This is a genomic window from Leclercia sp., assembly GCF_036780805.1.
In the GTDB taxonomy this organism is placed as follows: domain Bacteria; phylum Pseudomonadota; class Gammaproteobacteria; order Enterobacterales; family Enterobacteriaceae; genus Enterobacter.
This window is the reverse complement of the sequence record NZ_DAIQCE010000004.1, coordinates 200,838-224,629: the sequence shown is the minus strand read 5'-3', so window position 1 is coordinate 224,629 and position 23,792 is coordinate 200,838. Positions and strand designations below refer to the sequence as shown.

Annotated in this window: 21 protein-coding genes; 12 read left to right on the top strand and 9 right to left on the bottom strand. The window is 57.0% G+C overall.

The features are described from left to right. Positions 1-148: 148 nt before the first annotated feature. The 6 genes from V7Q49_RS13885 to ghrB all read left to right on the top strand — a co-directional run bounded on the left by V7Q49_RS13885 (position 149) and on the right by ghrB (position 6,170). Complete coding sequence (locus V7Q49_RS13885; protein WP_333852794.1) at positions 149-811, top strand: OmpA family lipoprotein; 663 nt, start codon at positions 149-151, stop codon at positions 809-811. A 169-nt stretch (positions 812-980) separates the two neighbouring features. Further along, positions 981-1,997, top strand: a complete 1,017-nt coding sequence (locus V7Q49_RS13880) for a LacI family DNA-binding transcriptional regulator (protein WP_333852792.1) — start codon at positions 981-983, stop codon at positions 1,995-1,997. A gap of 102 nt (positions 1,998-2,099) precedes the next feature. After that, positions 2,100-2,849: a sugar phosphate isomerase/epimerase family protein gene (locus V7Q49_RS13875; RefSeq protein WP_333852790.1), complete on the top strand. Its 750-nt coding sequence runs from the start codon at positions 2,100-2,102 to the stop codon at positions 2,847-2,849. 4 nt (positions 2,850-2,853) lie between these two features. Continuing rightward, positions 2,854-3,792, top strand: a complete 939-nt coding sequence (locus V7Q49_RS13870) for a sugar kinase (RefSeq protein ID WP_333852787.1) — start codon at positions 2,854-2,856, stop codon at positions 3,790-3,792. Between the two features lie 95 nt (positions 3,793-3,887). Next, positions 3,888-5,168 carry an MFS transporter gene (locus tag V7Q49_RS13865; RefSeq protein WP_333852785.1) on the top strand — a complete coding sequence of 427 codons (1,281 nt, stop codon included), beginning with the start codon at positions 3,888-3,890 and terminating at the stop codon, positions 5,166-5,168. Positions 5,169-5,195: 27 nt separating this feature from the next. Further along, a complete protein-coding gene (gene ghrB / locus V7Q49_RS13860; RefSeq protein WP_333852783.1) occupies positions 5,196-6,170 on the top strand; it encodes a glyoxylate/hydroxypyruvate reductase GhrB in 975 nt (324 codons plus the stop codon). Between the two features lie 55 nt (positions 6,171-6,225). On the opposite strand, the gene cspE is transcribed toward ghrB, so the two are convergent. Further along, entirely contained in the window at positions 6,226-6,438 is a 213-nt protein-coding gene (gene cspE / locus V7Q49_RS13855) for a transcription antiterminator/RNA stability regulator CspE (protein WP_032615822.1), read from the bottom strand. Positions 6,439-6,787: 349 nt separating this feature from the next. Then, the gene (locus tag V7Q49_RS13850; RefSeq protein ID WP_333852781.1) at positions 6,788-7,498 is read right to left on the bottom strand and encodes a DUF3053 domain-containing protein; all 711 of its coding nucleotides are present in this window, start codon (positions 7,496-7,498) and stop codon (positions 6,788-6,790) included. 331 nt (positions 7,499-7,829) lie between these two features. On the opposite strand from V7Q49_RS13850, the gene V7Q49_RS13845 reads away from it, so the two are divergent. Next, on the top strand, positions 7,830-8,120 hold the full coding sequence (locus tag V7Q49_RS13845; protein ID WP_142487783.1) for an HTH-type transcriptional regulator: 291 nt from the start codon (positions 7,830-7,832) through the stop codon (positions 8,118-8,120). 41 nt (positions 8,121-8,161) lie between these two features. Here the strand turns inward: V7Q49_RS13845 and V7Q49_RS13840 are convergent, their stop codons facing one another. The 4 genes from V7Q49_RS13840 to V7Q49_RS13825 all read right to left on the bottom strand — a co-directional run bounded on the left by V7Q49_RS13840 (position 8,162) and on the right by V7Q49_RS13825 (position 13,441). Continuing rightward, the gene (locus V7Q49_RS13840; protein ID WP_333852780.1) at positions 8,162-9,781 is read right to left on the bottom strand and encodes an ABC-F family ATP-binding cassette domain-containing protein; all 1,620 of its coding nucleotides are present in this window, start codon (positions 9,779-9,781) and stop codon (positions 8,162-8,164) included. Between the two features lie 222 nt (positions 9,782-10,003). After that, complete coding sequence (gene glyS, locus V7Q49_RS13835; protein ID WP_333852778.1) at positions 10,004-12,073, bottom strand: glycine--tRNA ligase subunit beta; 2,070 nt, start codon at positions 12,071-12,073, stop codon at positions 10,004-10,006. A gap of 9 nt (positions 12,074-12,082) precedes the next feature. Beyond that, entirely contained in the window at positions 12,083-12,994 is a 912-nt protein-coding gene (glyQ, locus tag V7Q49_RS13830; RefSeq protein WP_003860141.1) for a glycine--tRNA ligase subunit alpha, read from the bottom strand. A 159-nt stretch (positions 12,995-13,153) separates the two neighbouring features. Then, a complete protein-coding gene (locus tag V7Q49_RS13825; protein WP_442913069.1) occupies positions 13,154-13,441 on the bottom strand; it encodes a YsaB family lipoprotein in 288 nt (95 codons plus the stop codon). 198 nt (positions 13,442-13,639) lie between these two features. Here V7Q49_RS13825 and V7Q49_RS13820 point away from each other — a divergent pair, with 198 nt between their 5' ends. Next, complete coding sequence (locus V7Q49_RS13820; protein ID WP_333852773.1) at positions 13,640-14,635, top strand: acyltransferase; 996 nt, start codon at positions 13,640-13,642, stop codon at positions 14,633-14,635. A gap of 79 nt (positions 14,636-14,714) precedes the next feature. Here V7Q49_RS13820 and xylB read toward each other — a convergent pair whose 3' ends face one another. Continuing rightward, entirely contained in the window at positions 14,715-16,169 is a 1,455-nt protein-coding gene (gene xylB / locus V7Q49_RS13815; protein WP_333852771.1) for a xylulokinase, read from the bottom strand. A 59-nt stretch (positions 16,170-16,228) separates the two neighbouring features. Further along, entirely contained in the window at positions 16,229-17,551 is a 1,323-nt protein-coding gene (gene xylA, locus V7Q49_RS13810) for a xylose isomerase (protein WP_106995493.1), read from the bottom strand. A 370-nt stretch (positions 17,552-17,921) separates the two neighbouring features. Here xylA and xylF point away from each other — a divergent pair, with 370 nt between their 5' ends. The 4 genes from xylF (at position 17,922) to xylR (ending at position 22,907) form a co-directional block, all read left to right on the top strand. Beyond that, positions 17,922-18,914, top strand: a complete 993-nt coding sequence (xylF, locus tag V7Q49_RS13805) for a D-xylose ABC transporter substrate-binding protein (protein WP_333852768.1) — start codon at positions 17,922-17,924, stop codon at positions 18,912-18,914. Positions 18,915-18,985: 71 nt separating this feature from the next. Next, positions 18,986-20,527, top strand: coding sequence for a xylose ABC transporter ATP-binding protein (locus tag V7Q49_RS13800; protein WP_333852766.1), 1,542 nt, complete (start codon positions 18,986-18,988; stop codon positions 20,525-20,527). Continuing rightward, positions 20,505-21,686, top strand: a complete 1,182-nt coding sequence (gene xylH / locus V7Q49_RS13795) for a xylose ABC transporter permease XylH (RefSeq protein ID WP_333852764.1) — start codon at positions 20,505-20,507, stop codon at positions 21,684-21,686. Before V7Q49_RS13800 ends, xylH begins: the two co-directional genes overlap by 23 nt. Positions 21,687-21,728: 42 nt before the next feature. Next, positions 21,729-22,907 carry a D-xylose utilization transcriptional activator XylR gene (xylR, locus tag V7Q49_RS13790; protein ID WP_333852762.1) on the top strand — a complete coding sequence of 393 codons (1,179 nt, stop codon included), beginning with the start codon at positions 21,729-21,731 and terminating at the stop codon, positions 22,905-22,907. A 37-nt stretch (positions 22,908-22,944) separates the two neighbouring features. On the opposite strand, the gene V7Q49_RS13785 is transcribed toward xylR, so the two are convergent. Then, the gene (locus V7Q49_RS13785) at positions 22,945-23,769 is read right to left on the bottom strand and encodes a protein bax (protein ID WP_333852760.1); all 825 of its coding nucleotides are present in this window, start codon (positions 23,767-23,769) and stop codon (positions 22,945-22,947) included. Positions 23,770-23,792 lie beyond the last annotated feature (23 nt).

Genomic DNA, 23,792 nt, shown 5'->3' with positions numbered 1-23,792 from the left:
CGGTTGCAGGTTTTCTCAGCCTTCATTGAGGCTGTTTATGATTAGTCACAAATTTAAGAGTTATCCCCGGAATTTTCTCCGTAACTGCACGTCATAATCAACCGCCACGTCCGTCGTGGCAAAGAATAAAAAAGCTTAAGGAAAGAAGATGAAAAAAAGCGCACTTATGATTGCCGCCGTAGTCAGCGGCGCACTGGTTGTTTCAGGCTGCACCACCAACCCTTACACCGGCGAACGCGAAGCGGGTAAATCAGGCATTGGCGCAGGTATCGGCTCCCTGGTAGGCGCAGGCGTTGGCGCCCTCTCCTCCTCGAAAAAAGATCGCGGCAAAGGCGCTCTGATTGGTGCCGCAGCAGGCGCAGCGCTGGGCGGCGGAGCCGGTTATTACATGGACGTGCAGGAAGCGAAGCTGCGCGAGAAAATGCAGGGTACCGGCGTGAGCGTCACCCGCAGCGGCGATAACATCATTCTGAACATGCCGAACAACGTCACCTTCGACAGCAACAGCGCGACGCTTAAACCGGCGGGTGCCAACACCCTGACCGGCGTGGCGATGGTGCTGAAAGAGTATGAAAAAACCGCGGTGAACGTGCTGGGCTACACCGACAGCACCGGCAGCCAGGATCTGAACATGCGCCTCTCCCAGCAGCGTGCTGACGCGGTTGCCAGCGCCCTGATCACCCAGAACGTCGCGGCGACCCGCATCCGCACCAGCGGCATGGGTCCGGCGAATCCGATCGCCAGCAACAGCACGGCGGAAGGCAAAGCGCAGAACCGTCGCGTTGAGATCACCTTAAGCCCGGTGCAGTAGGTAACAGCAAAACGGCAACCTGGTTGCCGTTTTTAGGGTTTGCCCCCTCTCCCCGTGGGAGAGGGCCGGGGTGAGGGCATCAGGCCGCACAAACCCCAGGCCCGGTAAGCGTAGCGCCACCGGGCATTTTCGCGCTAAGGTGTATGCACCAATAGCAAGGAAATCAGCGATGAGCAAATCAACACGGCCCACTATCAGCGACGTGGCGAAAGCCGCAAAAACCGGTAAAACCAGCATCTCACGTTACCTCAACGGCGAGAAACACCTGCTGTCCGACGCGCTGCTGGCCCGTATTGAACAGGCTATCGCCGAACTCGACTATCGCCCGAGCCTGATGGCCCGCGGTTTGAAGCATGGCAAAACGCGCCTGATCGGCCTGATCATCGCCGATATTACCAATCCCTACTCTGTTAACGTCCTCAGCGGCATCGAAGCCGCCTGTCGGGAAAAAGGCTTCACCCCGCTGGTGTGTAACACCAACAACGAAGTCGACCAGGAGCTGCACTACCTCGATCTGCTGCGCAGCTATCAGGTGGAGGGCATCGTGGTTAACGCCGTGGGTATGCGCGAGGAGGGGCTGAACCGCCTGCAGCAGTCGTCCCTGCCGATGGTGCTGATTGACCGCAAAATCCCCGATTTCGCCTGCGATGTAGTGGGGCTGGATAACACCCAGGCCGCCACCACCGCCACCGAACACCTTATCGAGCAAGGCTTTGAAGCGATCCTGTTCCTGAGCGAACCGCTGGGGATGGTCAATACCCGCCGCGAGCGCCTGAGCGCCTTTCGTTCCACCCTCGCCCGCTATGCAGGCGTGGTTGCCGAAAACGTCGAAATTCCGCTTCACGAGTCTGAGCAGCTGGACAACGCCCTGCGCCAGTTCCACACCCGCCATCGCGGGATGCGCAAGGCGGTCATCTCCGCTAACGGCGCGTTAACGCTACAGGTTGCCCGGTCGCTGAAGCGCATTGGCCTGCACTGGGGCAGTGACATCGGTCTGCTGGGCTTTGACGAGCTGGAGTGGGCCGAGCTGGCAGGCGTCGGTATTACCACCCTCAAACAACCCACCTGGCAGATTGGCTTTGCCGCCGTCGAGCAGGTTGTCCGCCGGATCAACGGTGCCGATGAGGCCGTGCGCGAGCAGGTCTTTTCCGGCGAGCTGATCGTGCGCGGTTCCACGGCGCGTTAAGCCCCCTTCGTGATGGCGATCATAAATCCAGCATCCTGAACTTTTCTTTGGAACCGGTTCCATCTAGCGTAAAGAGTATCAGCTACGTGATGGAGTCCGCCAATGGGCAGAAAAATTATTGTTGTCACCGCCGCGTATGGCGCTGACAAGGTACGTGAAGCAGGTGGCCAGCGCGCCATGCTGCACGTGATCGCCGGCGCGGGTGCCGACGGGGTCGAGATCCGCCGGGAGTTATTCAGCGACGCCGAACTGGCGTCCTTACCCACGCTGGCCGGGTCCATTGAACTGCTCGGCCTGCTGGCCTGCTACTCCGCCCCCGATGCCCTGTTTACCCCGGACGGCACCCTCAATCCTGAGCTGCCCCGCTACCTGGCCGAAGCCGCGACGCTCAACGCCCTGTGGCTGAAAGTCTCCCTCGGCCATTTCAGCGATAAACAGCAGCTCGATGCGCTGCGCGCCCTGCTCAATGAGACCGGCATGACGCTGGTGGTGGAAAACGACCAGACGCGCTGTGGCCAGCTGGCCCCGATGCAGCGTTTCAAGGCGGCCTGCCGGGTGATGAACCTCCCGGTCACGCTGACCTTTGATATGGGCAACTGGCTGTGGGTGGGTGAATCTCCGGAGGAGGCCGCGAAACATCTGGCACCGGCGGTGAGCTATATTCATGTCAAAGCCGCCGTTCCCCATCAGCAGCAATTTCGCGCCGTACCGCCGGACAACGACAGTGCCCGCTGGCAGGCGCTGCTGGATCAGCTCCCCTCCGACGCCCCGCGCGGCATCGAGTTCCCGCTGGAAGGGCCAGACCTGACGGCTGTCACCCGTCACTACGTCAATTTACTGCGCGAGGAGTAACGACATGCCGAACGCTCTGGATGTCATCACCATTGGCGAAGCCATGGCCATGTTTGTCGCCACGAAGACCGGCGAACTCAGTGCCGTCGACCAGTTTATCAAGCGCGTTGCCGGAGCTGAGCTGAATGTCGCCACCGGGCTGGCGCGCCTTGGCCTGAAGGTGGGCTGGGTAAGCCGCGTCGGCAATGACAGCTTCGGCCAGTTTGTGCTCGACACCCTGAAAAAAGAGGGGATCGAGACCGCAGGCGTGACCCTGGACGGCCGTTATCCGACGGGCTTTCAGCTGAAATCGAAAGTTACCGATGGAACCGATCCCATTGTGGAATATTTCCGCAAAGGCTCGGCGGCCAGCCACTTGTCCGAAGAAGATTTCAACCCGATCTGGTTTACCACCGCAAGGCATCTGCATCTGAGCGGCGTGGCGGCGGCGTTGTCCGCCAGCTCGTATGCTCTGCTCGATCGCGCTGCGGGCGCAATGAAAGCCGCGGGCAAGACCATTTCGTTCGATCCGAACCTGCGCCCGGTGCTGTGGAAGAGCGAAGCGGATATGGTCGAGAAGCTGAACCACCTCGCCTTCCAGGCTGACTGGGTATTACCCGGCGTGAAAGAGGGCCAGATCCTGACCGGAGAAAAAACGCCGGAAGGGATCGCTGATTTTTACCTGAACCGGGGCGTGAAGGCGGTGATCCTGAAAACCGGGGCCGACGGCGCCTGGTTTAAAACCGCCGACGGTGAGCAAGGCGCCGTGGCGGCGGTGAAGGTTGAAAACGTCGTTGATACCGTCGGCGCGGGAGATGGCTTTGCCGTTGGCGTGGTCAGCGCCCTGCTGGAGGGAAAAACGCTCCAGCAGGCCATCACCCGCGGCAATATCATCGGCTCGCTGGCGATCCAGGTTCAGGGCGACAGCGAAGGATTGCCGACGCGGGAACAGCTCGAAGCATAACGTCCCTCTCCCCAAAGGGGAGAAGGAATAACAAACAGACTACCCTGTACCCTACAGACAGCGGCGGTCATCTCCTCAACCACAGAGGCAAGCTTATGAACAATGCAACAAATGCAGTAAAACGCTGGTGGTACATCATGCCTGTCGTGTTCATCACGTACAGCCTGGCGTATCTCGACCGCGCAAACTTCAGCTTCGCATCTGCCGCAGGCATCACCGAAGATCTCGGGATCACCAAAGGCGTCTCCTCGCTGCTGGGCGCCCTGTTCTTCCTCGGCTATTTCTTCTTCCAGATCCCCGGCGCGATCTACGCCGAACGCCGCAGCGTGCGCAAGCTGATCTTCATCTGCCTGATCCTCTGGGGCGCCTGTGCCTCCCTGACCGGGGTGGTGAATAACATCCCGGCGCTGGCGGCTATTCGCTTTGTTCTCGGCGTGGTGGAAGCGGCGGTTATGCCCGCGATGCTGATCTACATCAGCAACTGGTTTACCAAATCCGAACGCTCGCGCGCCAATACCTTCCTTATTCTCGGCAACCCGGTCACGGTACTGTGGATGTCGGTGGTCTCCGGATATCTGATTCAGTCTTTCGGCTGGCGCGAAATGTTCATTATTGAGGGCGTTCCGGCGGTGATCTGGGCCTTCTGCTGGTGGGTGCTGGCAAAAGACAAACCGGCGCAGGCCAAATGGCTCTCTGAAGATGAAAAAACGGCCCTGCAGGCGCAGCTGGATAAAGAGCAGCAGGGGCTGAAAGCGGTGCGTAACTATGGCGAAGCCTTCCGGTCGCGCAATGTGGTGCTGCTGTGCATGCAGTACTTCACCTGGAGCATCGGGGTTTACGGTTTTGTCCTGTGGCTGCCGTCCATCATCCGTAGCGCGGGCGATAACCTCGGCATGGTCGAGGTGGGCTGGCTGTCATCGGTGCCGTATCTGGCGGCAACCATCGCCATGATTGTGGTCTCCTGGGCATCGGATAAACTGCAAAACCGTAAGCTGTTCGTCTGGCCACTGCTGTTGATTGCTGCCTGTGCCTTTATCGGCTCGTGGGCGGTGGGCGCAAACCACTTCTGGGTTTCCTATACGCTGCTGGTGATCGCCGGTGCCGCCATGTACGCCCCGTATGGTCCGTTCTTTGCCATCATCCCGGAAATGCTGCCACGTAACGTGGCGGGCGGCGCGATGGCGCTGATCAACAGCATGGGTGCGCTGGGCTCGTTCTGTGGTTCGTGGTTCGTGGGGTATCTGAATGGCGCAACCGGCAGCCCGGCAGCCTCGTACATCTTTATGGGGGTGGCGCTTTTCGCCTCGGTGTGGCTTACTTTAATTGTTAAGCCTGCTAATAATCAGAACCTTCCCGTCGGCGCACGCCACGCCTGAACCCTTTTAAAATCAACGGAGATTAGCATGAAGCCGTCCGTCATTTTGTATAAAGCCCTGCCTGATGCGTTACAGCAGCGCCTTGAAGATCATTTCACCGTGACCCGGGTCAACAACCTGAGCCCGGAGACGGTGCAGCAGCACGCTGACGCGTTCGCCGGTGCCGTCGGGCTACTCGGCTCCAGCGAAAAAGTGGATGCCGCGCTGCTGGAGAAGATGCCGGCGCTGCGTGCAACCTCCACCATTTCGGTGGGCTATGACAACTTCGACGTCGATGCGCTGAATGCCCGTAACGTCCTGCTGATGCACACCCCAACCGTGCTGACCGAAACCGTGGCCGATACGCTGATGGCGCTGGTGCTCAGCAGCGCGCGTCGGGTGGTGGAAGTGGCCGAGCGCGTTAAGGCCGGAGAATGGACCAAAAGCATCGGCCCGGACTGGTTCGGCACTGACGTGCACGGCAAAACGCTGGGTATCGTCGGGATGGGCCGCATCGGCCTGGCGCTGGCGCAGCGCGCCCACTTCGGTTTCAACATGCCGATCCTCTACAACGCACGCCGCCAGCATAAAGAAGCCGAAGAGCGTTTCAACGCCCGCCACTGCGACCTGGACACCCTGTTGCAGGAAGCGGACTTCGTCTGCCTGATCCTGCCTCTGACCGATGAGACGCATCATCTGATGGGCAAAGCGCAGTTTGCGAAGATGAAGAAGTCCGCCATCTTTATTAATGCGGGTCGTGGGCCAGTGGTGGATGAGCAGGCGCTGATTGCGGCGTTGAAAAACGGTGAGATCCATGCGGCAGGGCTGGACGTATTCGAGCAGGAGCCGCTGCCGGCCAGCTCAGAGTTACTGAAGCTGCCTAACGTAGTGGCGCTGCCTCACATTGGCTCTGCGACGCACGAGACGCGCTACAACATGGCGGCCTGTGCGGTGGACAACCTGATCGACGCCCTTCAGGGCAAGGTCGATAAAAACTGCGTTAATCCCCAGGCCAAGCCCTAAACGAAAAAAACCCGCCAGAGGCGGGTTTTTAAATTCTTTTAGCTGAGTTGGAAGCTTACAGGCTTACAACGTTACCAGCTGCTGGGCCTTTAGCGCCGCTTTCGATGGTGAAGGAAACTTTCTGACCTTCGTCCAGAGATTTGTAGCCATCGTTCTGGATAGCAGAGAAGTGTACGAACACGTCTTTTGAGCCATCGTCAGGAGTGATGAAGCCGAAACCTTTATCAGCGTTGAACCATTTTACCAGACCAGTCATTTTACCAGACATAGATATTACCTTTTTAAAAATTTGTTTTGCCTTCCGGCGCGATGATGGAATGTGTTACAGATTTTTAAGCGATGAAGGAAGGGTCACTACGAAGGGTATCTAAGGATAACGCATCTGGACTGCTTAACTAAACTGCTTTAGGTCTGTGTAACAAACCGACGAGGACTATTAAACATAGTTACGACATCAAAGACAAGCTTTATTTTCTGATGGAATAAAAAACCCGCTTTTCAGCGGGGTTTTTTATGGTGCATTCGCCCGGCGGCGCTTCGCTTGCGCGGGCCTACAGATTTTGTAGGCCGGGTAAGCGCAGCGTCACCCGGCAAAAAGGCGAGCACGGTGTCTGACGTTATTCCGTTGCGGCCGTTGCCGCGGCCCAGGCCTGGCTAAACGCCTGGTGCTGTGCTGCCAGCGGCCCAATCAGCGTATTGTACTGGCTGGCCTGCTGCGAGGTCGGGAACTGGATGCCGTTAGAGACAAAGCTCACCTGAGTGCCCTGCTGCGAGATAAAGTCCGCCACCTGTACCAGTTGCTGAGTAAAGATCTGCGCGGCCGGAATGAGCGGCTGCAGCGCATCGGCAGGCTTGGTCACCACCTTTTCATACGCTTTGTCGAACACAGGTTTCAGGTCTTCACCCTGTTTCAACGCTGAGCGCGCGCCATCGGCCTGCATTTTAGCGTTCTGCAGCTGCTGGCCCAGCACACCCAGCGCACCGTTTGACTGGCTCAGCGGCTCACGCTGGGTCACATAGTCCTGCGGGACGCGAATCGCATTCACGCTGTCCACTACCGGACGCAAACCCGCGTCCATCGCTTGATTCACCTGCTGTGAATAGCCATACAAAATGGCATAGTCGGAAACGAAGGGACCAAACTGTTTTTTCTGATCCGCAGTCAGCGTTGGCAAACGCTCGCCACTGCGCATCGCAGTATTTTGCAGGAAATCGATAAACGCTTTGCGCTGATCGCCTTCCTTATCGAAACATCCACTCAGGCTAACTACCATTAACAACGCCGCAAGCGGCGCAAACCAGCGAGAGCAGAGCTTTCCTGTCGCCATTGTTATTACTCCTTTCACCCAAAAAAGCGCACACCGGCACACGCGTGCCCGACGCTGCCAAGAATAGTCCAGGTCAGGCCTGCAAGATACTCTTTTCATGTAAAACGGCTATTGCCATATAAATTCTTACCATTTACAAAAAAATACCTGATGCTATTGCGCTACTGAATAATCAAGTCATTAGCATAAGTAATCAGGCCAAAAACAGACGAGCGAAACGTCTCTCCAGAAATTAATCACGCACGTTACGATCTCCTGTCAGTTTTACCGACTATTCTTAAATTGCTCTCTATGTTCACGATCCCGCAGTGTGATTTAAGAGGAGTTCTCAATGGAATTAAAAGATCCTATGTTCGATCTGCTAAGTAGTCTGGAACAGATTGTTTTTAAAGATGTACCGCAGACGGTGACCCGTTCGCAAAAGTCTAACCCCTTTACGGAATTTGAGCGCTTACGCAAAGGGACAGGGATGAAAACCGATGATTTCGCCCGAGCAATGGGTGTCAGCGTGGCAATGGTTCAGGAGTGGGAATCGAAAAGAGTGAAGCCCTCCATGACCGAGCTGAAGCTGATGAGCCTGATTCAGGCTAACCCGGCACTCCGCAAGCAGTTGACTGAATAAAGTTGTTTTTGCCCCCGCATTTGCGGGGGTTTATGTTTTTATCACCGCCGTTCACCGCGCCACTCTCCGTCCAGCCACACCAGTTCATGCGTCAGGTTCAGCCCCTCCAGAAAATGCTCGTCATGCGACACCACCAGCAGTGCCCCTGTAAAGCCCGCCAGCGCCGCCTCGATGGCCTGCGTTGAGGCCAGATCAAGGTGATTGGTCGGTTCATCGAGCAGCAACAGCTGCGTCGCCTCTTCCCGCCACAACACGCAGGCCAGCGCCGCTTTTAACCGCTCGCCGCCGCTCAGCTCGGCCAACGGCAGCGTCACTTTATCGGCACCCAGCTGCAGCTGTGCCAGACGGCTGCGCAGCACGCCCTCCTCCAGCGGCGTGTTATGCAGATTGAGATGGCTGATGACCGACTGGGTCAGATCCAGCTGCGACAGATGCTGGTCGAGATAGGCCATATTGACCGACACACGGCAGGTACCGGCGACGGGCGTGCACTCTCCGAGGATCGCTTTCAACAAGGTGGATTTCCCGCAGCCGTTTGGCCCCCGCAGGGCCACCCGCATGGGTCCGTCCATGCGCCAGGTGAGCGGCGGCATCGCGACATACGGCAGCACCAGCTCGTCCAGCACCAGCACCTGTTTGCCCTCCGCAATCTGGCTGCCCGGCAGGGTAAACATCACCGGATTGTCCTCTTCGACCCGCTCCCGCGCCTGGCTGACCGCCGCGTTCAACGCATCCTGTTGCTCTTGATGCTGTTTGCGCCATGCGCCCGGACGCTCCTTTGCCGCCCCTTTATATTTCACGCGCTCAAACGAGGCGATATTAAGGGTATCCACCGTACGCAGGGTTTTCGCCGAGCGGCGCAGGCTGTCATCGTGCTCTTTCTGCATGCGGACGCGGGTGCGTTTGCGCTCGTTAGCGGCATGCTCCAGCGCCGCGCGGGCGGCCTGCTGTTCCGCACCCCGCTGCCGCTGATAGTCGGCGTAATTTCCGCCGTAACTGTGCAAACCGGAAGCGCTGAGTTCCAGAATGCGCGGCACCTGCGCCAACAGCTCACGATCGTGGGACGCGACCAGCACGCCACCGGAATGCCGGGCCAGCTGAGCGTAAAACCACTCCCGCGCCTGCCGGTCGAGGTGGTTGGTGGGCTCATCCAGCAGCAAATAGTCCGCATTCGCCGTAAACGCGCCGCACAGCAGGGCACGGACCCGCTCGCCGCCGCTTAGCTCGGCGGCCAGCCTGTCGGGCGCAAAGGCCGGAAGCTGCGCGCCTCTGAACGCCTCGCTCAGCCGTTCGTCGATATCCCAGAACCCCTCGAGGCGCTCCAGGTCTTCAGGTTGATATTCACCGCTGTCGATCCGCGCCCGGGCCGCGAAGAGTTCCTGATAGCCAAGCAGCTGGGCCAGGGTGGTCTGGGGAGAAATATCGTGCTGTTGCGCAACATAGCTGTGGGTGCCGAAACGTTCAATATGGCCGCTGGCGGGCTCGTCCAGCCCGGCCAGCAGGCGCAGAAATCGGGTCTTGCCGCTGCCGTTGCGGCCAACCAGCGCACAGAGCGAAGGTTCCAGCGAGACATTCAGCGGACCAAAAAGGGTATCGCCCGTCGCAAACTGACAGGTGACCTGATGCAAAATAAATGAAGGGGATTGCGCAAAATGAGCCATAAGCACTCCTGAATGAAATCAAAACATCCCCTGCCGACGCGGTGGCGTTTAGCAAGGATCGAAATTCATCAGTCGTGTTTGTTCATTTTTGGGGGGCGCTCCAGGGGGAGAAAGTTAACGGGGGTAAGGATAACGGTAATTTGTTGACCGTTTCAAGGTTAAATTTTCAACGGCGCGACATAAAAAAACCCGCCGAAGCGGGTTTTTTTATCATTGTGAACCTTACTGCAGCAGCGAAATGTCCGCCACGCGCAGGAACAGCTCGCGCAGTTTTTCGAGCATGGAGAGACGGTTGATACGCAGCTCTTTATCTTCTACGTTCACCATCACTTTCTCGAAGAAGGCGTCGATGACTTCACGCAGTTCCGCCAGTTCAACCAGCGCTTCCTGGTAGCGACCTTCCGCAAAGACCGGCTCCAGCTTGTCGCGCAGAACAACAACCTGCATCGCCAGGGCGATCTCTTCCGGTTCTTTCAGCGTCGCGGCGTTGACACGCTCGTTCAGCTTCTCATCGGATTTCGCCAGAATGTTGGAGACACGCTTGTTAGCCGCAGCCAGCGCAGATGCCGCTTCCAGGGTACGGAAGTGCGAAACCGCCTTCATACGGGCATCGAAATCGGCCGGACGGGTCGGACGACGCGCCAGCACCGCCTGAATGGTATCGACGGTGTAACCTTCGTCCTGATACCAGGCGCGGAAACGACCCAGCATAAAGTCGATAACCTCATCCACCACGTTGGCGTTGGTCAGCTTGTCGCCGTACAGACGCACCGCTTCTTCCGTCAGGGTCTGCAGATCGAGGTTGAGGTTCTTCTCAACGATGATACGCAGCACGCCCAGCGCAGCACGACGCAACGCAAACGGGTCTTTATCGCCTTTTGGATGCTGACCGATACCGAAGATACCCGCCAGGGTGTCCATCTTGTCGGCAATCGCTACAGCACAGGCCACCGGATTAGACGGCAGATCGTCACCGGCAAAGCGCGGCTGATACTGTTCGTTCAGGGCCACGGCCACATCTTCCGCTTCGCCATCGTGACGCGCGTAGTGCATGCCCATCACGCCCTGGGTGTCGGTAAATTCGAACACCATGTTGGTCATCAGGTCGCACTTGGAGAGCAGGCCTGCGCGGGTAGCGTGGTTAACGTCGGCACCAATTTCACGGGCGATCCAGCCGGACAGCTCCGCGATACGGTCGGTCTTGTCGCGCAGCGTACCCAGCTGCTGTTGGAACAGCACGGTCTGCAGGCGCGGGAGGTGATCTTCCAGACGCTTTTTACGGTCGGTATTAAAGAAGAACTCCGCATCCGCCAGACGCGGGCGCACCACTTTCTCGTTACCGGAGATAATCTGGATCGGATCTTTCGATTCGATGTTGGCCACGAAGATGAAGTTCGGCAGCAGTTTGCCGTCGTTGGCATAGACCGGGAAGTACTTCTGGTCGCCCTTCATGGTGTGTACCAGCGCTTCTGCCGGTACCGCGAGGAATTTCTCTTCAAACTTCGCGGTCAGCACAACTGGCCATTCGACCAGAGAGGTCACCTCTTCCAGCAGGCTTTCGCTCAAATCAGCGTTACCGCCAATCTGACGTGCCGCTTCTTCCGCGTCTGCTTTGATACGAGCTTTACGCTGTTCGTAGTCAGCAATGACTTTACCGCGCTCGAGCAGAATTTCCGGGTACTGATCGGCATTGTCGATGGTGAACTCCGGCTCGCCCATAAAGCGGTGGCCGCGGATCACGCGATCGGACGCCACGCCCAGAATGGTGGCAGGGATTACGGTGTCGCCCAGCAGCAGGGTTACGGTGTGAACCGGACGCACGAAGTGCACGTCGCTTGCACCCCAGCGCATCAGTTTTGGGATCGGCAGCTTAGCCAGCGAGGTGGCGATCATGTTCGGCAGCAGCGCTTCTGCGCTCTCGCCTTTCACATGGGCGCGATAGAGCAGCCATTCGCCTTTGTCGGTGGTCAGACGCTCGGCCTGATCAACGGTGATCCCGCAGCCACGCGCCCAGCCTTCTGCCGCTTTGCTCGGCTTGCCTTCCGCGTCGAACGCCTGGGCAATTGCCGGGCCACGTTTTTCAACTTCACGATCGGGCTGGGACGCGGCCAGATTTGCCACTTTCAGCGCCAGACGACGCGGGGCAGCAAACCATTCAATTTTACCGTGTGCGAGGCCAGCGTTATCCAGCTCGGCAGTCACGTTCGCAGCAAAGGACTCCGCCAGGCTGCGCAGGGCTTTTGGTGGCAGCTCTTCGGTGCCGATTTCCACCAGGAAAGTTTTCTCAGACATGGCCGCCTCTTATTTGTTTCGGTTGCACATCGGGAAGCCAAGGGCTTCACGGGACGCATAGTAAGCTTCTGCAACGGCTTTGGTCAGGGTACGAATACGCAGAATGTAGCGCTGACGTTCAGTCACGGAGATCGCTTTACGGGCGTCCAGCAGGTTGAAGCTGTGGGCGGCCTTCAGAATACGCTCGTAGGCTGGCAGCGGCAGCGGAGTCTCCAGCGCCAGCAGCTGCTGGGCTTCTTTCTCGTACTGCTCGAAGCAGGTGAACAGGAAGTCCACGTCCGCGTATTCGAAGTTATAGGTGGATTGCTCCACTTCGTTCTGATGGAACACGTCGCCGTAGGTGGTTTTACCCAGCGGGCCGTCGCTCCAGACCAGGTCGTAAACGCTGTCTACGCCCTGAATGTACATGGCCAGACGTTCCAGACCGTAGGTGATTTCACCGGTGATCGGCTTACACTCCAGCCCGCCAACCTGCTGGAAGTAAGTGAACTGCGTCACTTCCATGCCGTTCAGCCACACTTCCCAACCCAGACCCCAGGCACCCAGCGTCGGGTTTTCCCAGTTATCTTCCACGAAACGAATGTCGTGAATGGTCGGATCCATACCCAGCTCTTTCAGCGACCCGAGGTACAGCTCCTGGATGTTGTCCGGAGAGGGCTTAATGACCACCTGGAACTGATAGTAGTGCTGTAAGCGGTTCGGGTTTTCCCCGTAGCGACCATCGGTCGGACGACGGGATGGCTGCACATAGGCGGTCGCCATTGGCTCAGGCCCCAGCGCGCGCAGGCTGGTCATCGGGTGTGAGGTGCCGGCGCCGACTTCCATGTCCAGTGGTTGAACAATGGTGCAGCCCTGGCGAGCCCAGTAATCCTGTAAGGTCAGGATCAGGCCCTGGAAGGTCTTAGTATCAAACTTTTGCATAGTATTTCGTGCTGGATACGTGTGGTTTTAAATGGAAGGGATCAGTATACCCGTCGGATGCAAGATATACAGTACGAAACGGGGTTGTTTAGGGAAAATTGGGAAATAAGCAGGGCTGACAACGCCCTCGAGGCGCAGCCAGCTCGTTACGCGGCGGCCTTAACGCATCGAAAGATGTAAAAAATGGCCTTCTGCATCAAAAGAACAGATGAAACTCTCGTTGCGGGCAGTGAAACCCTGCATTTCATAGCTACCCTGAAACTGTTCGAATGCAGTGACGTCGATTTTTTGCGCACCGGTATTGTAGCGCTGAGCCGCCCGATCCTTACACAGCTGTTCCATGTCCAGCGAACGCACCGGACTGACTCTCTTCGTTTGCGCTTTTTGCGCCGGGGTTGTCTCCTGAGCCGCGCAGCCGGCCAGTAACGCGGGAAGCAGGATCCACATTGCACGCATCATCATTTTTATTACCGCCCTGTGCTGTGGCTGTTATTTTTAAACTCTAAACTTTATAGATTATGGCCCGGCATTCTGCGAATCTCACCGCCCCGACACAAGCAGGGGGATGCAAACTCAGAATTTTCCACGGAGCGTCTGTAGCAATACCACAGTCAGACTCTTTTTAATGCCTAAACAGAGGGATGGATGCAGGAAAAAATTAACTGGATTGATAATCTGCGGGGAATTGCCTGTTTGATGGTGGTAATGATCCATACCACGACCTGGTATATTACCAATGCCGCAAGCGTCAGCCTTGTTAACTGGGATGTCGCCAACGTTCTTAACTCCGCCTCGCGCGTGAGCGTGCCGCTGTTTTTCATGATCTCGGGTTATCTCTTTTTTGGCGAGCGCAGCGCGCAACCGCGCCACTTTTTACGCATCGGGTTATGCCTGCTGTTTTACAGCGCCGTGGCATTCCTCTACATCGTGCTGTTTACCTCGATCAACAGCGAGCTTTCCCTGAAATACCTGCTGCAAAAGCCGGTGTTCTATCACCTGTGGTTTTTCTTCGCCATTATCGTTATTTACCTGCTCTCGCCTCTGCTGCAGGTGAAAAGCGCAAACGGCAAAATGCTGCTGGCGCTAATGATCGTGATTGGCATTGTGGCCAACCCCAACACCGTCTCGCAAAAAATTGGCGGATTTGAATGGCTGCCGATCAACCTCTATATCAACGGCGACACCTTCTATTACGTGCTGTACGGCATGTTGGGCCGCGCCCTGGGGATGATGGATAATCGCAAACGCTGGCTGAACGGTATTTGCGCCGCGCTGTTTATTGCTGCGGTTGCCGTTATCTCACGCGGAACGCTGCACGAGCTGCAGTGGCGCGGCACCTTCGCCGATACCTGGTACCTCTACTGCGGCCCGATGGTCTTTATCTGCGCGGTTTCATTATTTACCCTGGTGAAAAACACGCTGAATACACGCCCCCTGCCGCTGCTGGGGTTAATTTCACGTAACTCGCTGGGGATCTATGGTTTTCACGCGCTGGTGATCCACGCCCTGCGCACGCGTGGCGTGGAGTTAAAGAGCTGGCCGCTGCTGGATATCGTCTGGATTTTCTCGGCCACGCTGGTGGTCAGTCTGCTGCTATCAATGCTGTTGCAGCGCATTGATACGCGCAGGTTCGTCAGTTAAGTACGGCTTGCTTGCCCGGCGGCGCTTCGCTTGCCGGGCCTACGAGTTTGTACAAATGAAGCCGCCACCCGGCACTGTTTTACGACATCAGCGGCAGAAGCTGCTGATAGATCTTGCGGAACACTTCGCGTCGCTCGGCATAGCGGGCATGACGGACGGCATCCGGGGTGTGCTGCTGTTCCAGTGCCAGCTGTGGCAGCAGCGTCGACAGCGGTTTGCCCGGATTCATCGCGATCTGCGCCAGCCGCGCCGCGCCCAGCGCAGGCCCGACATCCCCGCCGGTACGGTAATCCAGCTGCTGCCCGCTGATATCCGCCAGCATCTGACGCCAGTACGGGCTGCGCGCCCCGCCGCCGATCAGCGTAATGCTGGTTGGTTTGAGCCCGCACTCATGCACCACATCCATGCCATCGGCCAGGGCATAGCCCACTCCTTCCAGCACCGCACGCGCCAGTTCGGCCGGACCGTGCTGATGGGTTAAGCCAAAGAACACCCCTTTCGCCTGCGGGTTGTTATGCGGCGTGCGCTCGCCGGAAAGATAGGGCAGGAACCACAGGGTGCCCGCGTTTTCGTCGGCCTGCTGCGCGGCATCGAGTAGGGCCGGAACGCTGGCTAATCCGGTCAGTTTGGCAGCCCAGTCAAGGCAGGACGCCGCGCTGAGCATCACCGACATCAGGTGCCATTTGCCGGGTAATGCATGGCAGAAGCTGTGCACCGCGCCGTCTGGGTTACTACGATAGCCGTCGCTCACGGCAAAGTAGACGCCGGAGGTCCCCAGCGACAGCATCGCCTGCCCCGCATCGGCCATCCCTACGCCAACCGCCCCCGCGGCGTTATCCCCGCCCCCTGCTACGACCGGAACGGCCGGCATATTCCACTGCTGTGCGACCGACGGCAGCAGCGTGCCGGTCTGCTCACAGCCTTCGAACAGGGCGGGCATGTGGTCGCGGGTGAGATGGCAGGCGTCGAGCATCGTCTCGCTCCAGTCGCGTTTAGCGACGTCGAGCCACATGGTGCCTGCCGCATCGGACATATCGCTGGCGTACTCGCCGGTCATCCGCAGACGCAAATAATCTTTTGGCAGCAGTACCTTCGCCACCTGGCTAAAAATCTCGGGTTCATGGCGCTGGACCCACAGTAGTTTTGGTGCGGTAAAGCCCGGCATCATCAGGTTACCGGTGATCTCCCGCGATGTCGGCACGCGTGCTTCCAGCAGGGCGCACTCTTCACCGCAGCGGCCATCGTTCCATAAAATGGCCGGGCGCAGCACGCGATTGTCCTTATCCAGCAGCGTGGCGCCATGCATCTGTCCGGCAATCCCCAGGGCTTTGACCTCCCTCAGCGAGTGCTGCTCGCCAAGTGCCTTCAGGGCGCGATCCGTCGCCAGCCACCAGGCTTCAGGATCCTGTTCAGACCAGAGCGGGTGTGGTCGTGAAACCTGCAGTTTCTCTGTTTGCGTTGCCAGCACCTCGCCCTGTTCATTTAACAGAATGGCTTTCACACCCGATGTGCCAAGATCGATCCCGATATACATACCCTGGGCTCCTTAAAAATTGTAGGCCGGGCAAGCGCAGCGCCGCCCGGTGGTACCCGTTATTTGTCGAACAGGTAATGATTCACCAGGTTTTCCAGCAGCTCCTGATGACCACTCTGGTGCTGCGGCGCCAGGTTATGCTGTTCAGCGTACTTCGCCAGTTCCGTCAGCGATAACTGGCCTTTCAAAATTTGCTGACCCAGCTCACTGTTCCAGCCGCCATAGCGTTTCGCCACGCGCTTATCCAGCTCACCGTCCTCAATCATGCGGGCAGCCACTTTCAGCGACAGCGCCATGGTGTCCATCGCCCCAATATGACCATAGAAGAGATCGTATTTATCGGTACTCTGGCGGCGCACTTTGGCGTCAAAGTTCAGGCCGCCGGTAGTGAACCCACCCGCTTTGATGATTTCGTACATCACCAGCGCGTTCTCTTCCACGCTGACCGGGAACTGATCGGTATCCCAGCCCAGCTGCGGATCGCCGCGGTTGGCATCCACGGAGCCGAAAATGCCCAGCGCGATAGCGGAGGCGATCTCGTGGTGGAACGAGTGGCCAGCCAGGGTCGCATGGTTGGCTTCGATATTCACTTTGATCTCTTTTTCCAGCCCGAACTGTTTGAGGAAGCCGTACACCGTCGCCACGTCGTAATCGTACTGGTGCTTGGTCGGCTCCTGCGGTTTTGGCTCGATCAGCAGCGTGCCCTGGAAGCCGATTTTGTGTTTATGCTCCACCACCATCTGCATGAAGCGGCCAATCTGCTCGCGCTCCTGGCGCAAATCGGTGTTGAGCAGCGTTTCGTAGCCTTCACGTCCGCCCCACAGTACGTAGTTTTCACCGCCCAGCTGATGAGTCGCGTTCATCGCCGTGACGACCTGAGTGGCCGCCCAACTGAACACTTCTGGATCCGGGTTGGTAGCAGCCCCTGCGCCATAGCGCGGGTGGGTAAAGCAGTTGGCAGTGCCCCACAGCAGCTTCACGCCGCTCTGCTGCTGTTTTTCGGCCAGCACGTCAACCATCTGCGCGAAGTTATTCAGGTACTCTTTCAGCGAAGCGCCTTCCGGGGAGACATCGACATCGTGGAAGCAGTAGTAAGGCACGTTCAGCTTGTGGAAGAACTCAAAGGCGACGTCCGCTTTGCGCTTCGCCAGCTCCAGCGCCTCGCCCGGCTGCTGCCACGGACGATCGAACGAGCCCACGCCAAACATATCGGCCCCGTTCCAGCAGAAGGTATGCCAGTAGCAGGCGGCGAAACGCAGGTGATCTTCCATGCGCTTACCCAGCACCAGCTCGTCAGGATTGTAATGACGAAACGCTAAAGGATTAGAAGATTTCGGGCCTTCATAACGAACGCGATCGAGTTGATCGAAATAAGCTTGCATATTGAGCTCCATAATCAGGGGTGCGGCGAAAAGTTGATTCTGGAGTAATACTGAATAGTGATCGCAGGTTGCTCAATTACGTTATTTCACACTGCTATTGAGAGAATGCACAAACGTGCGCTGGCTCGCAAAAACAATTTGCAGCCGAACGAATTTCACAGCGTAAATTCCAGATTCATGTGTAATTAATAAGTTATGTAATTTAAAATCAGATCGCGGTCATAAATTCGAAAATAAACCAAATATCATAACGAGAAGATAAAAATCTGTAATTGCTTGTCTGCCGTTCCCCGTTAAGAATTTGCTACGTCTCTTGCAATGATTGTTTCTTTTATCTCAGCAACCTAACCCTACAAAAGGCAATACAATTATGAAGATAAAGAACCTGTGCCTCACTCTTTGTGCATCGCTGCTGCTGGCGAGTACGGCGAGTCATGCAAAAGAAGTCAAAATCGGCATGGCGATTGATGACCTCCGTCTGGAGCGCTGGCAAAAAGATCGCGATATTTTTGTCAATAAGGCAGAAGCATTGGGTGCAAAAGTTTTTGTACAATCTGCTAATGGCAATGAAGAAACCCAAATGTCGCAAATCGAAAATATGATAAACCGCGGCGTCGACGTGCTGGTTATTATTCCTTATAACGGCCAAGTTTTAAGTAACGTGGTAAAAGAAGCCAAACGCGAAGGCATAAAAGTGCTGGCCTATGACCGCATGATTAATAACGCCGACATCGATTATTATATTTCTTTCGACAATGAAAAAGTCGGTGAATTACAGGCGCAAAGCCTGGTCGCGAAAGTGCCGCAGGGCAACTATTTCCTGATGGGCGGCTCGCCGGTAGATAACAACGCCAAATTATTCCGCGCCGGGCAGATGAAGGTGCTGAAGCCGTATATCGACGAAGGCAAAATCAAGGTGGTAGGCGATCAGTGGGCGGACGGCTGGTTGCCAGAAAACGCGCTGAAAATTATGGAAAACGCCTTAACCGCCAACAATAACAAAATTGACGCCGTGGTCGCTTCCAACGATGCCACCGCAGGCGGCGCTATCCAGGCGCTCAGCGCCCAGGGGCTGGCCGGAAAAGTGGCGATCTCCGGGCAGGATGCGGATCTTGCCGGGGTGAAACGTATTGTGGCCGGAACCCAGACCATGACGGTCTATAAACCGATCACCGAGCTGGCCACCACCGCCGCGGAAATTGCCGTTGAGCTGGGCAATGGCCAGCAGCCTAAAGCGGACGCCAGCTTAAACAACGGCCTGAAAGACGTGCCGTCCCGACTGCTGACCCCTATCGAAGTCAATAAAGAGAACATTGACGCCACCGTTGTGAAAGACGGTTTCCATAAAAAGAGCGAACTTTAATCCATCATCGCCCCTGCCTTGCAGGGGCGCATCGACTTGCACTATTTTCCTTCGGGTCATGTGGGGCAGTTATGTCTTATCTCCTTGAAATGAAAAGTATCACTAAGGCGTTTGGCGCGGTAAAGGCCGTAGATAACGTCAGCCTGCGCTTAAACCCCGGCGAGATCGTCTCACTGTGCGGCGAAAATGGCTCGGGCAAATCCACGTTGATGAAGGTGCTGTGCGGCATTTATCCCCATGGCAGCTATGACGGTGAAATCGTATTTGCCGGTGAAACTCTGCAGGCTACGCACATCCGTGACACCGAGCGCAAAGGTATCGCCATCATTCACCAGGAGCTGGCGCTGGTGAAGCACCTCACCGTGCTGGAGAACATCTTCCTCGGCGCTGAGATCACCCGTCACGGGGTGCTGGATTACGACACCATGACCCTGCGCTGCGAAAAGCTGCTGGCGCAGGTGAGCCTCGCAATCTCCCCTGATACCCGGGTGGGCGATCTCGGTCTGGGGCAGCAGCAGCTGGTGGAGATCGCCAAAGCGCTCAACAAACAGGTGCGGCTGCTGATCCTCGATGAACCGACCGCCTCCCTGACGGAACAGGAAACCGCGGTATTGCTGGACATCATTCGTGACCTGCAACACCACGGTATTGCCTGCATTTACATCTCTCATAAGCTCAACGAAGTGAAAGCCATTTCGGACACGGTCTGCGTCATTCGTGACGGGCAGCATATCGGCACCCGTGAAGCGCAGGGGATGAGCGAGGACGACATCATTACCATGATGGTGGGCCGTGAGCTGACCGCGCTCTACCCTAATGAGCCGCATACCCTGGGGGAAGAGGTGCTGCGCGTGGAGCATCTCACCGCCTGGCATCCGGTCAATCGCCATATCAAACGGGTGAACGACGTCTCCTTCTCTCTGCATCGCGGTGAAATTCTTGGCGTGGCCGGACTGGTCGGCGCCGGGCGTACCGAGGCAGTGCAGTGCCTGTTCGGGGTCTGGCCCGGGCGCTGGGAAGGTAACATCTTTATTGACGGGCAGCCGGTCGACATCAAAAACTGCCAGCAGGCCATTTCCCACGGCATTGCGATGGTGCCGGAAGATCGAAAAAAAGACGGCATCGTGCCGGTGATGGCGGTAGGTAAAAACATCACCCTCGCCGCGTTAGATCAGTTCAGCGGCACGCTGAGCAGCCTGGACGACGCCGCCGAGCAGCACTGCATTTTGCAGTCCCTGCAGCGGCTGAAGGTCAAAACGTCTTCACCGGACCTCGCCATTGGTCGTCTCAGCGGTGGCAACCAGCAGAAGGCGATCCTCGCCCGCTGCCTGTTGCTCAATCCGCGCATCCTGATCCTCGATGAACCCACCCGCGGGATCGACATCGGTGCGAAATACGAAATCTACAAGCTGATCAACCAGCTGGTTCAGCAGGGTATCGCAGTGATTGTGATCTCCTCGGAACTGCCTGAAGTGCTGGGTCTGAGCGACCGGGTGCTGGTGATGCACGAAGGAAAACTGAAAGCCAACCTGAACAACCAGAACCTGACGCAGGAGCAGGTGATGGAAGCCGCATTAAGGAGCGAACGCCATGTCGAAAAGCAACCCCTCTGAGTTAAAAGCCACGGCGCCCGCACCGGGTCTGTTTTCAGGGTTGAAAGCGCTTAATCTGCAGGTCTTTGTCATGATTGCCGCCATTGTGGCGATCATGCTGTTCTTCACCTGGACCACTGACGGCTCATACCTCAGCGCCCGTAACGTCTCCAACCTGCTGCGACAGACCGCCATTACCGGCATTCTGGCGGTGGGGATGGTGTTCGTGATTATCTCAGCGGAGATCGACCTCTCCGTGGGCTCGATGATGGGCCTGCTCGGCGGGCTGGCGGCGATTTTCGACGTCTGGCTGGGCTGGCCGCTGCCGCTGACTATTGTGGTGACTCTGGTGCTCGGCTTGCTGCTCGGGACCTGGAACGGCTGGTGGGTGGCCTACCGCAAAGTGCCGTCGTTTATTGTCACCCTGGCGGGGATGCTGGCTTTCCGCGGTATCCTGATTGGCGTGACCAACGGCACCACCGTCTCCCCCACCAGCGCCTCGATGTCGCAGATTGGGCAGAGCTATCTCTCCAGCGGAGTCGGTTTTAGCCTCGGCGCGATTGGCCTGATGGCGTTTGTTGCCTGGCAGTGGCGAAGCAGAATGCGTCGTCAGAGCTTAGGGTTAGCCACGGCACCGTCCACCTCGGTTGTCGGACGCCAGGCACTGACGGCAGTGATTGTCCTCGGGGCGATCTGGCTGCTGAACGACTACCGCGGCGTGCCGACGCCGGTGCTGCTGCTGGTTCTGCTGCTGCTGGCCGGGATGTTTATGGCCACCCGCACCGCCTTTGGTCGCCGCATTTATGCCATTGGCGGCAACCTCGAAGCCGCTCGCCTGTCCGGTATCAACGTTGAGCGCACCAAGCTGGCAGTATTTGCCATCAACGGCCTGATGGTTGCCGTCGCCGGGCTGATCTTAAGCTCGCGTCTCGGGGCGGGCTCGCCGTCGGCAGGGAATATTGCGGAACTCGACGCCATCGCCGCCTGCGTCATTGGCGGCACCAGTCTGGCGGGGGGGATCGGCAGCGTTGCCGGGGCGGTGATGGGGGCCTTTATTATGGCGTCGCTGGATAACGGAATGAGTATGATGGACGTCCCGACATTCTGGCAGTATATCGTTAAGGGTGCCATTCTGTTGCTGGCGGTATGGATGGATTCCGCGACTAAACGGCGCGCCTGAGGATGCTTTATCATCTATCACTGATTCTGGAAAAAGAGCGCCATGTTTGAGAAGCGTCACCGCATTACGTTGTTGTTCAATGCCAATAAAGCCTATGACCGCCAGGTCGTAGAGGGTGTAGGTGAATACTTGCAGGCGTCGCAGTCCGAGTGGGATATCTTCATCGAAGAGGATTTCCGCACGCGTACCGATAATATTAAAGAGTGGCTGGGTGACGGCGTCATCGCGGATTTTGACGATGCCGTTATCCAACAGCTGCTGGTCGATGTCGACGTCCCCATCGTCGGCGTTGGCGGCTCCTTCCATAAGCCGGAAAACTACCCCCCCGTTCACTACATCGCGACCGACAACCGCGCCCTGGTAGAGAGCGCGTTTTTGCATCTGAAGGAAAAAGGGGTGCACCGCTTCGCCTTTTATGGCCTGCCCGTTTCCAGCGGCAAGGGCTGGGCGGCGGAACGTGAGTACGCCTTCTGTCAGCTGGTGGCAAAAGAGAAGTATCGCGGCGTTGTCTATCAGGGGCTGGAAACGGCCCCGGAAAACTGGCAGCACGCGCAGAATCGCCTCGCCGACTGGCTGCAAACCCTGCCGCCGCAAACCGGGATAATTGCCGTAACCGATGCCCGCGCCCGGCACGTGCTGCAGGTGTGCGAACATCTGCACATTCCGGTGCCGGAAAAGCTGTGCGTGATTGGCATCGATAATGAAGAGCTTACGCGCTACCTGTCACGCGTGGCACTCTCTTCCGTGGCGCAGGGAACCCGTCAGATGGGCTATCAGGCCGCCAAACTGCTGCACCGTCTGCTGGATAACGAAAACCTGCCCCTGCAGCGCCTGCTGGTTCCGCCGGTGCGCGTTGTGGAGCGGCGCTCAACGGATTACCGCTCGCTGAACGATCCGGCGGTGATTCAGGCTATGCACTACATTCGTAATCATGCCTGCAAAGGCATCAAAGTGGATCAGGTGCTGGATGCGGTAGGGATTTCGCGTTCAAATCTGGAGAAGCGTTTTAAAGAAGAGGTGGGCGAGACGATCCATGCGGTTATTCACGCCGAGAAGCTGGAGAAAGCCCGCAGCTTGCTGATTTCGACCTCGCTTTCCATTCACGAGATCTCGCAGATGTGCGGTTATCCGTCGCTGCAGTATTTCTATTCGGTATTTAAAAAAGAGTACGACACCACGCCAAAAGAGTATCGCGATCGCTACAGTGAAGTGCTGATTTAAATAAAAAAGCCTTCCGTAAGGAAGGCTTTTTTTACTATTACATATGGGCGGCGATTAAGCGCTGGTTATCCTGGTACATCGCGAACAGATAGTTGTTATAGCTCTGTCCCTGGGTGGAATAACCTTTCAACTTGTGAATCATCGTGCTGGCCGTCACTTCCTGATCCGCTTTACGCAGCTGAGCGCGTGACTTACGGAACGAAGAGTAGGCCGGGTGCGTGTTCAGGTTCACAACATACGCATTCACTGAATCTTTGACCGATTCAAACTGTGAGTAGCCTTTCACTTTGCCCGGTGCATTGTTACAACGCCCTTTCGCACATTTCATGCCGAAGAGGTTGTTGTTACTGCGCGCAAGCTTCGAGGTACCCCAGCCACTTTCGGCTGCAGCCATTGTTGCGACCATGCTGCCTGGAATAATATCTACGCGCTCTAACAGCGAGTTCCACGGCACACGTCGCGTGTTTCCGTTCCAGCTCACCTTATAGCGTTTTGAAATTTCTTTCAGACGCGTGCGTTCTGACGGCGACCAGCGGCTGTCGTACTGCTTAGAAATAAGCCAGTTACGATCTGCCGTAATCGCGGCATTTTGACTTGTAATATAAGGCATTACCGTCCGGAGAAACGCTTTTTTCCTTGGTGTCCCGGAAGGGTATTTTCGCAAATCAGGAAGTGAACTACTCTTTGCACTATTGCGAGAATACTCTTGTTTACTGCTAACCTTACTACTTGTCGTCTTTATGACGTGGGCCTTTTTACTCGTTGTATCCGTGTGCGTCTTCGCAAGCACCTCACCAGAAATTGCCATGGTGAGTAACATGAGTATCGCGGCCCCATATCGTCGAATGGGAGTCGATATCATTAGGTCTCCTGGTCGGATAGAAA

What these genes read in the sequence shown, in the direction of transcription:
- V7Q49_RS13870 (WP_333852787.1), top strand. Translation starts at nt 2,854, where the DNA reads ATGCCGAACGCTCTGGATGTCATCACCATTGGCGAAGCCATGGCCATG.
- V7Q49_RS13885 (WP_333852794.1), top strand. Translation starts at nt 149, where the DNA reads ATGAAAAAAAGCGCACTTATGATTGCCGCCGTAGTCAGCGGCGCACTG.
- V7Q49_RS13800 (WP_333852766.1), top strand. Translation starts at nt 18,986, where the DNA reads ATGTCTTATCTCCTTGAAATGAAAAGTATCACTAAGGCGTTTGGCGCG.
- cspE (WP_032615822.1), bottom strand. Translation starts at nt 6,438, where the DNA reads ATGTCTGGTAAAATGACTGGTCTGGTAAAATGGTTCAACGCTGATAAA.
- V7Q49_RS13840 (WP_333852780.1), bottom strand. Translation starts at nt 9,781, where the DNA reads ATGGCTCATTTTGCGCAATCCCCTTCATTTATTTTGCATCAGGTCACC.
- xylF (WP_333852768.1), top strand. Translation starts at nt 17,922, where the DNA reads ATGAAGATAAAGAACCTGTGCCTCACTCTTTGTGCATCGCTGCTGCTG.
- V7Q49_RS13820 (WP_333852773.1), top strand. Translation starts at nt 13,640, where the DNA reads ATGCAGGAAAAAATTAACTGGATTGATAATCTGCGGGGAATTGCCTGT.
- glyS (WP_333852778.1), bottom strand. Translation starts at nt 12,073, where the DNA reads ATGTCTGAGAAAACTTTCCTGGTGGAAATCGGCACCGAAGAGCTGCCA.
- ghrB (WP_333852783.1), top strand. Translation starts at nt 5,196, where the DNA reads ATGAAGCCGTCCGTCATTTTGTATAAAGCCCTGCCTGATGCGTTACAG.
- V7Q49_RS13875 (WP_333852790.1), top strand. Translation starts at nt 2,100, where the DNA reads ATGGGCAGAAAAATTATTGTTGTCACCGCCGCGTATGGCGCTGACAAG.
- V7Q49_RS13785 (WP_333852760.1), bottom strand. Translation starts at nt 23,769, where the DNA reads ATGATATCGACTCCCATTCGACGATATGGGGCCGCGATACTCATGTTA.
- V7Q49_RS13850 (WP_333852781.1), bottom strand. Translation starts at nt 7,498, where the DNA reads ATGGCGACAGGAAAGCTCTGCTCTCGCTGGTTTGCGCCGCTTGCGGCG.
- V7Q49_RS13845 (WP_142487783.1), top strand. Translation starts at nt 7,830, where the DNA reads ATGGAATTAAAAGATCCTATGTTCGATCTGCTAAGTAGTCTGGAACAG.
- xylA (WP_106995493.1), bottom strand. Translation starts at nt 17,551, where the DNA reads ATGCAAGCTTATTTCGATCAACTCGATCGCGTTCGTTATGAAGGCCCG.
- V7Q49_RS13825 (WP_442913069.1), bottom strand. Translation starts at nt 13,441, where the DNA reads ATGTGGATCCTGCTTCCCGCGTTACTGGCCGGCTGCGCGGCTCAGGAG.
- xylH (WP_333852764.1), top strand. Translation starts at nt 20,505, where the DNA reads ATGTCGAAAAGCAACCCCTCTGAGTTAAAAGCCACGGCGCCCGCACCG.
- V7Q49_RS13880 (WP_333852792.1), top strand. Translation starts at nt 981, where the DNA reads ATGAGCAAATCAACACGGCCCACTATCAGCGACGTGGCGAAAGCCGCA.
- xylR (WP_333852762.1), top strand. Translation starts at nt 21,729, where the DNA reads ATGTTTGAGAAGCGTCACCGCATTACGTTGTTGTTCAATGCCAATAAA.
- xylB (WP_333852771.1), bottom strand. Translation starts at nt 16,169, where the DNA reads ATGTATATCGGGATCGATCTTGGCACATCGGGTGTGAAAGCCATTCTG.
- glyQ (WP_003860141.1), bottom strand. Translation starts at nt 12,994, where the DNA reads ATGCAAAAGTTTGATACTAAGACCTTCCAGGGCCTGATCCTGACCTTA.
- V7Q49_RS13865 (WP_333852785.1), top strand. Translation starts at nt 3,888, where the DNA reads ATGAACAATGCAACAAATGCAGTAAAACGCTGGTGGTACATCATGCCT.